This window comes from Variovorax sp. YR566 (assembly GCF_051992195.1).
Classification (GTDB): Bacteria; Pseudomonadota; Gammaproteobacteria; order Burkholderiales; family Burkholderiaceae_C; genus Variovorax.
The window spans coordinates 2,362,057-2,375,320 of record NZ_CP197092.1 but is presented as its reverse complement, the minus strand read 5'-3'; the positions used below and the strand labels follow the sequence as shown (position 1 = coordinate 2,375,320).

The 13,264-nt window shown below is 62.3% G+C and carries 13 protein-coding genes and 1 other RNA gene; 7 read left to right on the top strand and 7 right to left on the bottom strand.

Translation table 11 applies throughout. The features are described from left to right. Nucleotides 1-8: 8 nt before the first annotated feature. Nucleotides 9-1,745 (bottom strand): gamma-glutamyltransferase, encoded by a 1,737-nt coding sequence (gene ggt / locus ACTG4X_RS11025; protein WP_093050172.1) that lies wholly within the window; start codon nucleotides 1,743-1,745, stop codon nucleotides 9-11. A gap of 53 nt (nucleotides 1,746-1,798) precedes the next feature. Next, nucleotides 1,799-3,394, bottom strand: coding sequence for a methyltransferase regulatory domain-containing protein (locus ACTG4X_RS11020; protein ID WP_440533798.1), 1,596 nt, complete (start codon nucleotides 3,392-3,394; stop codon nucleotides 1,799-1,801). A gap of 320 nt (nucleotides 3,395-3,714) precedes the next feature. Between ACTG4X_RS11020 and ACTG4X_RS11015 the strand changes: the two genes are divergently transcribed. The 4 genes from ACTG4X_RS11015 to ACTG4X_RS11000 all read left to right on the top strand — a co-directional run bounded on the left by ACTG4X_RS11015 (nucleotide 3,715) and on the right by ACTG4X_RS11000 (nucleotide 5,871). Next, the gene (locus tag ACTG4X_RS11015; protein WP_097199680.1) at nucleotides 3,715-3,996 is read left to right on the top strand and encodes a hypothetical protein; all 282 of its coding nucleotides are present in this window, start codon (nucleotides 3,715-3,717) and stop codon (nucleotides 3,994-3,996) included. Nucleotides 3,997-4,005: 9 nt separating this feature from the next. Further along, nucleotides 4,006-4,209, top strand: coding sequence for a hypothetical protein (locus tag ACTG4X_RS11010; RefSeq protein WP_093050163.1), 204 nt, complete (start codon nucleotides 4,006-4,008; stop codon nucleotides 4,207-4,209). A gap of 494 nt (nucleotides 4,210-4,703) precedes the next feature. Then, nucleotides 4,704-5,069, top strand: coding sequence for a helix-turn-helix domain-containing protein (locus ACTG4X_RS11005; RefSeq protein ID WP_218137566.1), 366 nt, complete (start codon nucleotides 4,704-4,706; stop codon nucleotides 5,067-5,069). Between the two features lie 67 nt (nucleotides 5,070-5,136). Beyond that, a complete protein-coding gene (locus ACTG4X_RS11000) occupies nucleotides 5,137-5,871 on the top strand; it encodes a hypothetical protein (RefSeq protein WP_440533797.1) in 735 nt (244 codons plus the stop codon). Nucleotides 5,872-6,023: 152 nt separating this feature from the next. On the opposite strand, the gene ACTG4X_RS10995 is transcribed toward ACTG4X_RS11000, so the two are convergent. After that, nucleotides 6,024-6,242, bottom strand: coding sequence for a DUF7336 domain-containing protein (locus ACTG4X_RS10995; protein ID WP_440533796.1), 219 nt, complete (start codon nucleotides 6,240-6,242; stop codon nucleotides 6,024-6,026). 385 nt (nucleotides 6,243-6,627) lie between these two features. Between ACTG4X_RS10995 and ACTG4X_RS10990 the strand changes: the two genes are divergently transcribed. After that, complete coding sequence (locus ACTG4X_RS10990) at nucleotides 6,628-7,107, top strand: tyrosine-type recombinase/integrase (RefSeq protein WP_440533795.1); 480 nt, start codon at nucleotides 6,628-6,630, stop codon at nucleotides 7,105-7,107. A gap of 92 nt (nucleotides 7,108-7,199) precedes the next feature. Here ACTG4X_RS10990 and ssrA read toward each other — a convergent pair. The 4 genes from ssrA to ompA form a co-directional block, all read right to left on the bottom strand. Beyond that, nucleotides 7,200-7,584: a transfer-messenger RNA gene (gene ssrA, locus ACTG4X_RS10985) on the bottom strand. Between the two features lie 12 nt (nucleotides 7,585-7,596). Continuing rightward, nucleotides 7,597-8,265 (bottom strand): HAD family hydrolase, encoded by a 669-nt coding sequence (locus tag ACTG4X_RS10980; protein ID WP_179830464.1) that lies wholly within the window; start codon nucleotides 8,263-8,265, stop codon nucleotides 7,597-7,599. Next, the gene (gene ubiG / locus ACTG4X_RS10975) at nucleotides 8,262-8,996 is read right to left on the bottom strand and encodes a bifunctional 2-polyprenyl-6-hydroxyphenol methylase/3-demethylubiquinol 3-O-methyltransferase UbiG (protein WP_093050125.1); all 735 of its coding nucleotides are present in this window, start codon (nucleotides 8,994-8,996) and stop codon (nucleotides 8,262-8,264) included. The genes ACTG4X_RS10980 and ubiG overlap by 4 nt, the downstream gene beginning before the upstream one ends. Before the next feature lie 128 nt (nucleotides 8,997-9,124). Continuing rightward, nucleotides 9,125-9,775, bottom strand: coding sequence for an outer membrane protein OmpA (ompA, locus tag ACTG4X_RS10970; protein ID WP_093050122.1), 651 nt, complete (start codon nucleotides 9,773-9,775; stop codon nucleotides 9,125-9,127). A 224-nt stretch (nucleotides 9,776-9,999) separates the two neighbouring features. Here ompA and gyrA point away from each other — a divergent pair, with 224 nt between their 5' ends. Together gyrA and ACTG4X_RS10960 are read left to right on the top strand one after the other, a co-directional pair. Further along, complete coding sequence (gene gyrA, locus ACTG4X_RS10965; protein WP_093050119.1) at nucleotides 10,000-12,645, top strand: DNA gyrase subunit A; 2,646 nt, start codon at nucleotides 10,000-10,002, stop codon at nucleotides 12,643-12,645. Next, entirely contained in the window at nucleotides 12,642-13,232 is a 591-nt protein-coding gene (locus ACTG4X_RS10960; protein WP_093050116.1) for a DUF2059 domain-containing protein, read from the top strand. The genes gyrA and ACTG4X_RS10960 overlap by 4 nt, the downstream gene beginning before the upstream one ends. Nucleotides 13,233-13,264 lie beyond the last annotated feature (32 nt).

Here is a 13,264-nt window from a genome sequence, read left to right as displayed (position 1 = left end):
CCGCAGGATCAGTAGCCTGCCGCCAGGCCCGTGTTGCGGCGCGGATCGTTGGCACCGTAGAAGCGGTTGTTGCCGACCGGCTTGCCGCCCAGCGACGGCGCGCCGACGATGATGGCCGCGAGGTGGTTGGCCGGCTGCGGCACACCCAGGTTGTGGCCCATGTCGGTCAGGATCTTGCGCGTGTCAGGGCTCAGCGCGAAGGTCTCGACGTTGGTGACGTCGGGCAGCCATTGCTGGTGGAAGCGCGGAGCGTCCACCGCTTCCTGTACGTTCATGCCGTAGTCGACCACGTTCAGGATGGTGTGCAGCACCGCCGTGATGATGCGGCTGCCGCCGGGCGTGCCGACCACGAACACCGGCTTGCCGTCCTTCGACACGATGGTCGGGCTCATCGAGCTCAGCGGACGCTTGCCCGGGGCGATGGCGTTGGCCTCGCCCTGCACCAGGCCGTACATGTTGGGCACGCCGATCTTCGAGGTGAAGTCGTCCATCTCGTTGTTCAGCAGCACGCCCGTCTTGGCGGCCGTGACCTTGGCGCCGAACCAGTCGTTCAGCGTGTAGGTCACGGAGACAGCATTGCCCCACTGGTCGGTGATCGAATAGTGGGTGGTGTTGCTGCCTTCATGCGGCGCGACACCAGGCTTGATGTCCTTGGAGACGCCGGCCTTCTTCGGATCGATGACGGCGCGGATCTTCTCGGCGTAGCCCTTGTCGAGCAGACGGTCGAGCGGGTTCTTCACGAAGTCGGGGTCGCCCAGGTAGCTGTTGCGGTCCACGTAGGCGTGGCGCATGGCTTCGATCTGGTAGTGCACCGACTGGGCCGAGCGGAAGCCCAGGTCCTTGAGCGGATAGCCCTCGAGGATGTTGAGCATCTCGCAGATGATCACGCCGCCCGAGCTGGGAGGCGGCGCCGACACCACGCGGTAGCCGCGGTAGTCGCACTCGACGGGCGCGAGTTCGCGCGTCTTGTACTGGTCGAGGTCGGCCTGGGTGATGATGCCCTTGCCGGCCTGGCTCGACGCCACGATGGCGTTGCCGACCCAGCCCTTGTAGAAGCCGTCGGGGCCCTTCGCGCTGATTTCCCTCAGCGTCTTCGCCAGGTCTTTCTGCACCAGCTTCTGGCCGACCTGGAAGGGCTGGCCCTTGTTCAGGAAGATCGCGCCGGAGACCGGGTCTTTCTGGAAATCGGCGGTGGAGGTCCACAGCATGTCGATGTCACCCTGCTCCAGCGCGAAGCCCTTGTCGGCCAGCTGGATCGAGGGAGCGATGAGGTCGGCGCGCTTCATGGTGCCGTACTTCTCGCGCGCGTACTCCATGCCCGACACGGAACCGGGCACGCCCACGGCGAGGTGGCCATTGGTGCTCAGGCCCTTGATGACGTTGCCGTCCTTGTCGAGGTACATGTTGGCCGTGGCGGCCAGCGGGGCCTTCTCGCGGAAGTCGAGGAAGGTCTTGCGACCGTCGGCCAGCTGCACGGTCATGAAACCGCCGCCGCCGAGGTTACCCGCAGCGGGATACACCACCGCCAGCGCGTAGCCCACGGCCACAGCCGCGTCGACGGCATTGCCGCCGCGCTTGAGCACGTCGACGCCGACCTTGCTCGCCAGGTGCTGCGCGCTCACGACCATGCCGTGCTCGGCCGCGACGGGCGCCACCGATGCGGCATTCGACGCGCCGGCGGCCGCCAGCGCGAGCACCGCCACCACGGCAGCGCGCAGCTTCGGGGTCCAGTGAATTTGTTGCATGCAGGTATCTCCTCTTTGAGTGTGTTGAAGAAAAACGGTGATGTACGTACGGGTCAGCCCGTGAGCAGCGCCTTGCGGCGCAGGCCGTCGAGCGCCAGCGAGACTTGCTGGCGGGCGAATTCCCTGACTGCCGACGGGTCAGTCAGCGGCTTGTCGTCCTTGACGAAACGCAGGCGATCGCTTCGAACCTCCGCTTCGAGGTGCTCGGCCAGCGCGTCGTGCGAGTGCGTGCCGTCGAGCAGCGGCAGCAGGCTTTGTTCGAGCAGCGTCAGCACCACGGGCTCGTGCCACTGGTTACAGGTGTTGGCGGTGGCGCCGACGCCCGACACAAGACCCGAAGCGCCTCGCACCACGGGCAGCGCTTGCGGCAAACCGGAGACCACGTCGGCCGCGAACACCGGCGTGCGCCGGATGCGCAGGGCGCCGAGGATCAGCAGCTCCTCGAGCATCGCCATCGCGGCAGATTCGATGGCGGCCTGCGGCTGACCCGTGAGCCCGGAGGCGGCCTCGATGAGGGCCGACGCAGAGATCGATGCCGGATAACGCGTATCGAGCAGCTGCGCCACCGCCTTGTGCACCGGCAACCGCAGCGTGACCTTCAGGCCTCGCATGGCGCTGCACGGCTGCTCGCGAGCATCGAGCGTGAGCGCCCCACCGTCGTCGGCCCTGAAGATGCCGGCGAATTCGAGCGAGCGGATGCGCGCGGGGTCCAGCTTGTAGCGGATGTGCGCCGCTTGCGTCTGCTTGACCAGAAGGGTCTGGCGGAAGGTGCGGTTGACCAGGAAATCGAGGTACTGCTCCATCATGATCTGGCTGCCACCGCATTCGCGCAGCAGCGGATCGCGCACCTTGTCGCCGTAGTTCTGCACGAACATCGTGGACGGCTCCGCGTCGCACAGGTAGGCAAGGCCGTGGGCATCCGCTCGCGCCACGAACTCCTTGAAATAGCACGGCGCGTTGCAGGGCTCGAGAAACTCGTGCAGCAGGTACGAGCTGTTGGCGTTGCGCACGATCGGCATCGCCTCTTCGAGCGTCTTCTTGAGCACGCTGTCGGCACGGGCCGACTGCTCGAGAAAGTCGAGCATGCCGCGCGCGTAGGACAGCTTTTCTTCCGGCGTGTCGCGCGGACCGCCGCGCAGGATCATCGCGTCGCGCACGATCTCGCGCGCCTTCCAGCCCGGGTACACGTTGTAGCTCACGTAGGCCACGCCGGTGGGTGCGAGATTTTCGGAGCAGATGCGCAGGATTGCGTCCTGCACCGGACCCGGCACCCAGCTGTAGACGCCGTGGCAGACGATGTAGTCGAACTGGCCGAACGAAGCGTCGATGTCCGCAAGGTTGAAGGCCTTGAGTTCGATGTTCGACAGCCCGGCGCGCCCGATGGCCGCCGTACCTTGCGCCACCTGCACCGGCGACAGATCGATGCCGATTGCATGCGCCTCGGGGTGGCGTGCCGCGAAGGGAATCAGGTTGCCGCCGGCCGCGCAGCCGAGCTCCAGCACACGGGCCTTCGCGGGAGGCGGAGCATCGAGCCCGAAGAGAAATGCCAGGGCTTCCAGATGCTCCATCGCTGACTGTGGGAACGGGTGCGAGTCATAGGGCACCGTGTCGTAATAGCTGGTCAACTCGGAAGTCAGGGAATCCGGCACGGGCGTCCTTATCGGGATCTGGGCAGGCAGCTGGAAACTGCAGTGACTGCAATGTGACAGTGCTGGCCGACTATAGCCCCGCGTTCCGGCGAAAAAAAGCGGGCTTGCACAGGGCCTCGCGAACCGCGCATAAAAAAAGCCCAGCTGTGAGGCTGGGCTTGAAAGCCTATCTGCTTGGCATGCATCAAGGCCCCCGCACAGGTTGACCAGCGGGGGACGGTTTACCCGTCAAGGAGAAATTCGGATGGGTGGAAAAAACGATGTCTTCATGGGCATAGTCTACTGTATATTTGTACAGTCTTTTAACAAAGGATGCCGCCATGTCTCTTACCGAGGAAACAACCACCCCGCCCAATCATGCGCTCAAGGAAGCGCTGGCCTGGATCTCGAAGTTCGCACATGCATGGAAGGCCATCGAGCCTTCCCCGAGGAGCCTCAGCATTGACGGCTTCATCATCTGGGGGCCCGTGCTCTACGAAAAGCACAAGGGCGAAGATCCGGTGCAACTGGCGCGGCAATTGTTCGGCCAGTCCGGTAAGTACTTCAAGTATCTCTATCCCGACCGCGGGCGGAGTTCGAACGATCCCGGTGGTCTTACTTAGAATGCCCCGATGAATTGGCGCACACTGCTTCCGCTTGCCCTGGTCCTCACCGGCTGCTCGACCCCACCCAACGAGGTGACGCAAGTTCGCGAAGGCGTGCTGCGTGCCATGACCTACGTTCAAGCCTCGGACTATTGCGACGCGCGAAGCAAGACGCCGCGTTGGCTTGGCAAGGCGCCTGCGGAGCAAGGTGTTTTGTTTCAGTGCTACTGAGTCCCGGAGCCTGATAACGCAGGGAACGTCTCAGCAGGGATCGCCTTGAAGAATACGGTGAAGCTGAGGGGATTTGAACCCTCGAAGAATCGCCCGCCAGGCCTTTATCCATGCGGGTTTCGGATTCAGGGCCTCGATTCGTGTGAGAAGTGAGTGAAACCTGCGTCGCACCAAAATGCGGCGAGGGCACCAAGGATGTGGCCCGGGCCGGAATTAATACAATAGAATTCACTCCGGTAGCCCGCTGTTTTCTTCCTCCTCCCTCCTTAGGGCTACCCTTGCCCGCCTCGTGCGGGCTTTTTCATGGCTCTCATCCATGGTCGCCAGACTCGGCCCCGAGACGTGGCAGAGCGGCTCAAGGTGAGAGGCATCCCAAGGCCTCTCCTCCCGCTCGCCCCTCGTTCGGGCCCAGTTGGTCTACCTGCGCCGGCCGCCCACGTAGTGGCTGCCCTTGCCGCCACTGCTGCGTCCACCGACGCGCAGGCTGGAGCCAGGTGCAACTGGCAGAAGAAGTGGGCGTGTCCCAAAGCTCGATCAGGAACATCGAATCGGGCTTCAGGCAACGGCCGCGGGAACTCGTATCCATAGCCAGGGCGCTACGCGTCTCCCCGGAATGGCTGGAGACCGGCAAGGGGCCGAAGACCGAGCGGTCGCCGCTCAAGCTCGTCGGAGCTGATGCCGAGCCGTCAGTGCGGGCGCTGGTGGAGTACTTGGCCGAGATCGCCGCTCAGCAGCGGCCGACTCTTCGAAAGAATTTGGCCAACCTGCTGGTCGATCTGGTCGAGCATCCGGAGGACACAGCGCTCATCGAGCAGACCATCGCGGACATCGAGCGGTTCTTCTCTCCTCCCCACAAGTAGCAGGGTTCTTGCTCAAGCAGGCGCTGTAACGAAAAGTTATAGTCAGCAGCCTGAGAGGAGAGAGGAAATGAAGGCATTTGGAATCTTGGCCGCGGTCGTGGCCTTGACAGCATGTACTGCGCCGTTGCGACCCGAGGGGGTGCGGCACCTGGGCAATCAACACGTGCTGAAGAGCAACTACGAGGTTGGCAAACCGCTCACCGTGAATGTCGGCGACCCCATGGTGAAGGTCCAGGACTATTGGGAGGACTCTTTCGAAGAGCCATCCGCCACGCCCAACAAGTCATTCACGATGACCGGCGGCCCGGTGAACCTTGCTTTCCTAGAAGGGCAGAGCTACCAAGTAAAGGGGCGCATGGCTGTTGAGGGGAAAGACTACCAAGTAGTCGCGAATCAATCCAATCCCATCCAATACCAAGCGGCCCTTCTCGGCGATGATGGGAAGCTCCTTCCGCGAGTTGTTGCCACCAATCCCGGTATGAACGGCGATCACGTCATGGTGATCTACACACTGCAGATCTCCCCACCGGATGGCACACTCATTCGCCAGCCCAAGACGAGGGTGAACACCAACAAGGGATTCGTTAACTACGAAATATTGTTCACCGGCATCACGGACAGCGCGATCAACCTTACCTATCGCGAGTTCAGCCCTGAAGGCTTGGCGCGCGTGGCGTTCTTTCAGAACCTCACTTATCCACGCAACGCCTCAACCATCACGTTCCGGAACCTGAAGATGTCGATTGAGCAGGTGTCGGGCGACAACATCACCTTTCGAGTTCTAGAGGACAGGCGCACGTAGCACAAGGGACACCGAGCCCGAAGAATTCTTTACGTCGAGTCCGGCATTGGGTGAGGCCCATAGACCTGCATCCATTTGCCGAAGGAAGGCCGCCTGCGGGCGGCTTTTTTGTCACCGCCCATCCGAGACGATGTTCAAAGCTAGCGACTGGCTCATTGCATCGTGATGAATCCCTCTGTCCACGTTCTCTTGTCAACCTGATACTTGTCGATACTGAAGCCATCAGGCGCTTCCGAGAAACCTGGCAGCTTGCGGGCACTATCGATTGCGAGCGCCGCTTTCTCTTCTGACGAAAAAACTCCAAGCAACTTGACGTCCTCTTCGCCATCAGAAAGTTGATGCACGTGGTGGACAAGAAAAACATCAGTCATTTGCTTCATCCTTTTTCGGCGGATCGATAAATGTGCGGTCGCCCCATTTTCTGATCTTGTTGTGCTCAGATTTTGGACCTGTCTCATACGAGTCCCCGTACTTCCCGCCCAGCAAACGGTCAGCGAAGTCGAGGGGAAGAGGACGTCTTGCCCGCCGGGGTTCGGTCCTACCAGGGATAACCAACGCCCCTGAGCAGTACGCCTCTAGACGCGGTGCGACCAACGTTCGGACGACAGCGCGACATCGAACGACTACCACCGCCCGTCTAGCACGATCCTCGACACCTCCAGTCGCTGCGGCGCCGGGCAGCCATTCAAACTGCACACCGAGCGCTCGAGCCAACTTCGCGACGACTGGGCCGACATCGATCTGCAGGCCGGGACTGTGCGCGTCCACAGGGCAGTCGTCGAGGGCGAGGAAAAAGGCACGAAGACACGTGCCGGCGTGCGCACCATCCCGCTGCTTCTTGCCGCCCGCCAGGCGCTTGAGGACCAACGGCAACGCACTGAGAAAGCCGGTGGCCGGGTCTTCATGAACCCGCGCAACGACAAGGAATGGACGGACCAGTCGCTGCTGCGGCTGTGGCAGCGCACCTGCAAGAAGGCCATGGCCAGCTATCGCAATCCGTACCAGATGCGGCACACGTTCGCGAGCCAACTGCTGAGCCAGGGCGAGAACCCGGCGTACATCGCCAAGCTGCTCGGCCACAAGACGACGGAGATGGTGATCCGGAACTACGGCCGGTGGGTCGAGCAAGGCGCCACTCTGGGCTTCGACCGACCGCAGGTAAAGTACGGTCGGGAGCATCTGCCTGGTCTGCCGGAGGTCGGCGACGCGAGCGATTCAGGTGCGAATCGCGTGTGAGAAGTGTGTGAATCCCGAGACGGTGAGTGACGGTCCGAGACGGAGAGCCTTTTCGTAAGTCCTTGATTTAATTGGACTTGGCTCTAGAAATTTGGTGGAGCTGGGGGGATTTGAACCCCCGTCCGCAAGCCTTCATCGCGCAGTTCTACATGTTTAGTGATCTGATTTAAGTCTCGCTTCCGGAGTCGCGCAGTCACACGCTAAACCGGACGCCAGCACCCTATTTTCTCGCCCCGACCCAAGGTACCCGGATCGGAGCCAGCCCATGTAATTATCCTTGCAGCCGGGAGGTCAGGATTGCTCCAGACCCCCTTGCCCAGCCCATCGGCCAACTGTTGCAAGGCTCACTGGCAATTAAGCAGCGAGTGCGAAACGTTCGTCGTTTGCAGTTAGTTTGTTTGAATCTGTTTTACGAGCGCATTCAGCTCGACATGCCCCGCTGCGACTCCGAACCCACGTCGAAACCAGTGCAGCCCCAAGCAACCCATTTTAGGCGCTATTGAGTAACTTCAAGAGCTCAAGGGGCGAAGAGATTGAAGCATCGGCCTGCCAGAGTGCCGAATCGGCCTGTGTCCCCATGTAGCCGTAGGTGGCTGCGACCGTGCGCATGCCTGCAGCGCGGCCCGCGATGATGTCGCGCTCGTCGTCGCCGACGTAGATGCATGCCCGCGATGCCACGCCAAGCCGGCGCGCAGCTTCATGCAAGGGCTCGGGATGCGGCTTGGCAAACGGCGTGGTGTCGCCGCTCACAACCGCGCCCGCACTCGCGAAAAGCGGAATGGCGCGCGTCAGCGGATCGGTGAAGCGCATCGACTTGTTGGTGACGACACCCCACAAGAGGCCGCGCTCGCGCAGCGCCTCGATGAGCGCTTGGACGCCATCGAACACCTGCGTGTTGAGCAGCATGCGGCGCTCGTAGGTCACGAAGAACTCTTCGCGCAGCTCAGGAAACTCCGGCGATTCTGGCGTGATGCCGAACGCCACGCCAAGCATGCCGCGCGCGCCCGCACCAGCCATGGGACGGTAACGCTCCAGCGGGTACGAATCGAGGCCGCGCTCAGTGCGCATCTTGTCGGCTGCGGCGCCCAGATCGGGCGCGCTGTCGATCAGCGTGCCGTCGAGGTCGAACAGCACGGCTTTCGTCTCGATGCCCATCATCCTTGCGATTCCGACTTCAGTTCGGCCGGCTTCTGCGTGGCGAACATATAGTTGACGCTGGTGTCGCCGCTGAGCCAATAGCGCCGGGTCAGGGGGTTGTGCTCCATGCCGCGGGTGTGCCGCAGGTCCAGACCCGCTGCGCGGCAGTATCCAGCCAACTCGCTGGGCCGGATCAGCTTCGCATATTCATGAGTCCCACGCGGCAGCATGCCGAGAACATACTCGGCGCCCACGATCGCCAGCATGAAGGACTTCAAGCTGCGGTTTATCGTCGAGAAGAACACCCAGCCACCCGGCTTGACCAGCGTAGCGCAGGCCTGGATCACCGAGGCTGGCTGCGGCACATGCTCGAGCATCTCCATGCAGGTGACGACGTCGAAGCTGCCCGGCTGCTCGGCTGCCAGCGCCTCCGCGCTGATCTCACGGTACTTCACGCCGCGGGTACCGGCCTCGAGCGCATGCAGCTGCGCGACCTTGAGCGCCTTGCCCGCGAGGTCGATACCCAGCACGTCGGCCCCCTTGCGCGCCATCGAATCAGCCAGGATGCCGCCGCCGCAACCGATATCGAGTACGCGGCGCTGCGAAATAGGTGCAATACCGTCAATCCATTCCAGGCGCAATGGATTGATTTCATGCAGCGGGCGGAATTCGCTTTCCAAATCCCACCAGCGATGCGCGAGCTCTGAAAACTTGGCCAGTTCGGCCGGATCCGCATTCACGTTTTCTGTCATGCAGCGATTATGAAACGAGCAATGTCCAATAAACACCGCGCGGGCTTTGCCAAAGATCAATCACGAATTCGACAGCCATAAAAAAACCCCGCCGAGGCGGGGTTTTCATGATCGATGGAATCGATTGATTAGTTGGCGCGGGTGCCGACCACTTCGATTTCCACGCGACGGTTCTTGGCGCGGCCTTCCTTGGTGCGGTTGTCAGCCACAGGCTGCTTCTCGCCCTTGCCTTCGGTGTAGACGCGGTTGCGTTCGATGCCCTTCGAGACCAGGAAGGCCTTGACGGCTTCGGCGCGACGCACCGACAGACGCTGGTTGTAGGCGTCCGTACCGATCGAGTCGGTGTGGCCCACAGCGATGATGACTTCGAGGTTGACGCCACGGATCTTCTCGACCAGATCGGTCAGCTTGGCGCGACCTTCAGGCTTCAGAACCGACTTGTCGAAGTCGAAGAATGCGTCGGCAGCGAAGGTCACCTTGTTGGCAGCGACTTGCGGTGCGGCCGGGGCAGCCGGGGCAGCAGCAGCCGGAGCAGCAGCAGCCGGAGCAGCAGGAACCAGAGCACCGTCGCAACCAGCGGCAGCCGTAGCCGGCGTCCAGTTGGCATCGCGCCAGCACAGTTCATTCGTGCCGTTCTTCCAGACCAGTTCGCCGGTGCCGTTTTGCCAGTTGTCGATCGTAGGACCGCCGTCCGCAGCGGTGACACGGGTCTGCGCGCCGGCGGCAGTGGCGAGCGCAGCGACTGCAAACATCATCGCCACTTTATTCAGTTTCTTCATGGTTCTCCTCTTGGGGAAAAAGCCGCAGCCGCGCTGCGAATCAAGGACGCTTTAAGTGACCACCACCCAAAACGTTGAGGCGATTGTGCCATAGGGTCTTTGGCAAACAGGCCGCTGGACGGCCCCGAAGCGTAGGACGGAGGCGGAATAGGCACCTTGTGTTGCGGCGGTGCGACACCCCTCACAGCGTAAAATTTCGCCTTCCTGCCGCCAGCCCCTCGCTCATGACCTCCTTCGCAAAAGAAACCCTGCCCATCAGTCTCGAAGAGGAAATGCGCAGCAGCTATCTCGACTACGCCATGAGCGTGATCGTGGGCCGAGCGCTTCCCGATGCCCGCGACGGCCTCAAGCCTGTGCACCGCCGCGTGCTGTACGCGATGCACGAGCTCAACAACGACTGGAACCGGCCATACAAGAAGTCGGCCCGTATCGTCGGCGACGTGATCGGTAAGTACCACCCGCACGGAGACCAGTCGGTCTACGACACCATCGTGCGCCTGGCCCAGGACTTCTCGATGCGCCATATGCTGGTCGACGGCCAGGGCAACTTCGGGTCGGTCGATGGAGACAACGCGGCCGCAATGCGGTATACGGAAATCCGGCTGGCCAAAATTGCGCACGAAATGCTGGCCGATATCGACAAGGAAACTGTCGACTTTCAGGACAATTACGACGGCTCCGAAAAAGAGCCGAAAGTGCTGCCAAGCCAGCTCCCGAATTTGCTGGTCAATGGCTCCGGCGGTATTGCGGTCGGCATGGCCACCAATATTCCGCCGCACAACCTGAATGAGGTTGTCGACGCCTGCCTGCACCTGCTGCGCAACCCCGAAGCCAGCATCGACGAGCTGATGGAAATCGTGCCCGCGCCCGACTTCCCCACCGCCGGCATCATCTATGGCATCAACGGCGTGAAGGACGGCTACCGCACCGGCCGCGGCAAGGTCGTGATGCGCGCCAAGTGCCACTTCGAGGACATCGACCGCGGCCAGCGCCAGGCGATCATCGTCGACGAGCTCCCCTACCAGGTCAACAAGAAGACGCTGCAGGAGCGCATGGCCGAGCTGGTGCACGAGAAGAAGATCGAAGGCATCAGCCACATCCAGGACGAGTCCGACAAGTCGGGCATGCGCCTGGTGATCGAGCTCAAGCGCGGCGAAGTGCCCGAGGTGGTGCTCAACAACCTCTACAAGCAGACGCAGCTGCAGGACACCTTCGGCATCAACATGGTGGCGCTGGTCGATGGCCAGCCCAAGCTGTGCAACCTGAAGGATCTGATCCAGGTCTTCCTGCAGCACCGCCGCGAAGTGGTCACGCGCCGCACCGTCTTCACGCTGCGCAAGGCCCGCGAACGCGGCCACGTGCTCGAAGGCCTCGCGGTGGCGCTGGCCAACATCGACGAGTTCATCCGCATCATCCGCGAATCGCCGACGCCGCCTGTCGCCAAGGCCGAGCTGATGACCCGCAGCTGGGACAGCAAGCTGGTGCGCGAAATGCTCACGCGCACGCGCGCCGACGGCGGCGTGATCAACGCCGACGACTACCGCCCCGAAGGCCTCGAGCGCAATTTCGGCATGGGCGGCGACGGCCTCTATCGACTGTCGGAAACGCAAGCCCAGGAAATCCTGCAGATGCGCCTGCAGCGCCTGACCGGCCTCGAGCAGGACAAGATCGTGGCCGAGTACAAGGACGTGATGGCCGAGATCGACGACCTGCTCGACATCCTGGCCAAGCCCGAGCGCGTCTCGACCATCATTGGCGACGAACTCGGCACCATCAAGCAGGAGTTCGGCCAGTCGAAGGTCGGCGCGCGCCGCAGCCTGGTGGAGCACAGCGCCTACGACCTATCGACCGAAGACCTGATCACGCCGACCGACATGGTGGTGACGCTCTCGCACAGCGGCTACATCAAGAGCCAGCCGCTGGGCGAATACCGCGCGCAGAAACGCGGCGGCCGCGGCAAGCAGGCTACCGCCACCAAGGACGACGACTGGATCGACCAGCTCTTCATCGCCAACACGCACGACTACATCCTGTGCTTCTCCAACCGCGGCCGGCTGTACTGGCTCAAGGTGTGGGAAGTGCCGGCGGGTTCGCGTGGCTCGCGCGGGCGCCCCATCGTCAACATGTTCCCACTGCAGGAAGGCGAAAAGATCAACGTCGCGCTCGCGCTGACGGGTGAAAAGCGCAACTTCCCGGCCGACCAGTACGTGTTCATGGCGACCTCGATGGGCACGGTCAAGAAGACGGCGCTCGACGAGTTCAACAACCCGCGCAAGGGCGGCATCATTGCCGTGAACCTCGATGAGGGCGACTACCTGATCGGCGCGGCACTGACCGACGGCAAGCACGACGTGATGCTCTTCAGCGACGGCGGCAAGGCCGTGCGCTTCGACGAGGAAGACGTCCGCCCGCTTGGCCGCAATGCCCGCGGCGTGCGCGGCATGTCGCTCGACCCCGGACAGGGCGTGATTGCCATGCTGGTTGCCGAAGATGAGCAGCAAAGCGTGCTCACGGCCACGGAAAATGGTTACGGAAAGCGAACAAGCATTACGGAATACACCCGCCACGGCCGGGGAACCAAAGGCATGATCGCCATTCAACAGAGTGAGCGCAACGGCAAGGTCGTTGCTGCCACTCTCGTGCATGCGGATGATGAGATCATGCTCATCACCGACAAGGGCGTGCTGGTGCGCACCCGGGTTGCCGAAATTCGTGAACTTGGTCGCGCGACGCAAGGCGTTACGCTGATCGGACTCGACGAAGGCGCCAAACTCAGCGGGCTACAACGTATCGTCGAAAACGACGCGAACGGCGAAAGCGAGCCTGACGCGGACGATACTTCCTCATCTTCAACGGAGAATCCTCAGTGAAAAAAATCAAACTCGCACTTCTGACGGTCGCCCTGGCAAGCAGTTCGATGGCCGCCATGGCCCAGGACAAGGCCACGCTCATCAAGCAGTTCATCGACATCCAGCGCCCCGGTATCGAATCGCTGGCACGCGGCTTGGTCGAGCAATCGAGCGCTCCGATCGCGCAAGCGGGTTCGCAATACCTGCAGACGCAAGTGCCTGAAGCCAAGCGCGAAGCTGCCGCCAAGGCTGCCGACGCCGAGCTGAAGAAGTACTTCGACGAGACCTACCCCATCGTTCGCGACAAGGCCGTTCAACTGGCCCCGGGCGCCCTCACCCCGCTGATGGAGCAGAACTTCAACGAAGACGAACTCAAGCAGCTGCTGGCCTGGATCAACTCGCCCCTGAGCAAGAAGTACCAGGACCTGAACCCGAAGATGCAGACCGCACTGACGGAAAAGCTCGTGGCCGACACGCGCACCACGGTCGAACCCAAGATGCGCGCGCTCGACACCGCAGTCGCCAAGGCACTCGGCGCACCGACCGATGGCGCTGCCCAAGGCTCCGCTCCCGCCAAGGCACCTGCCAAGGCCCCAGCCAAGAAGTAAAAGCAACGTGACCCAGCAGCAGACGCCGGCCG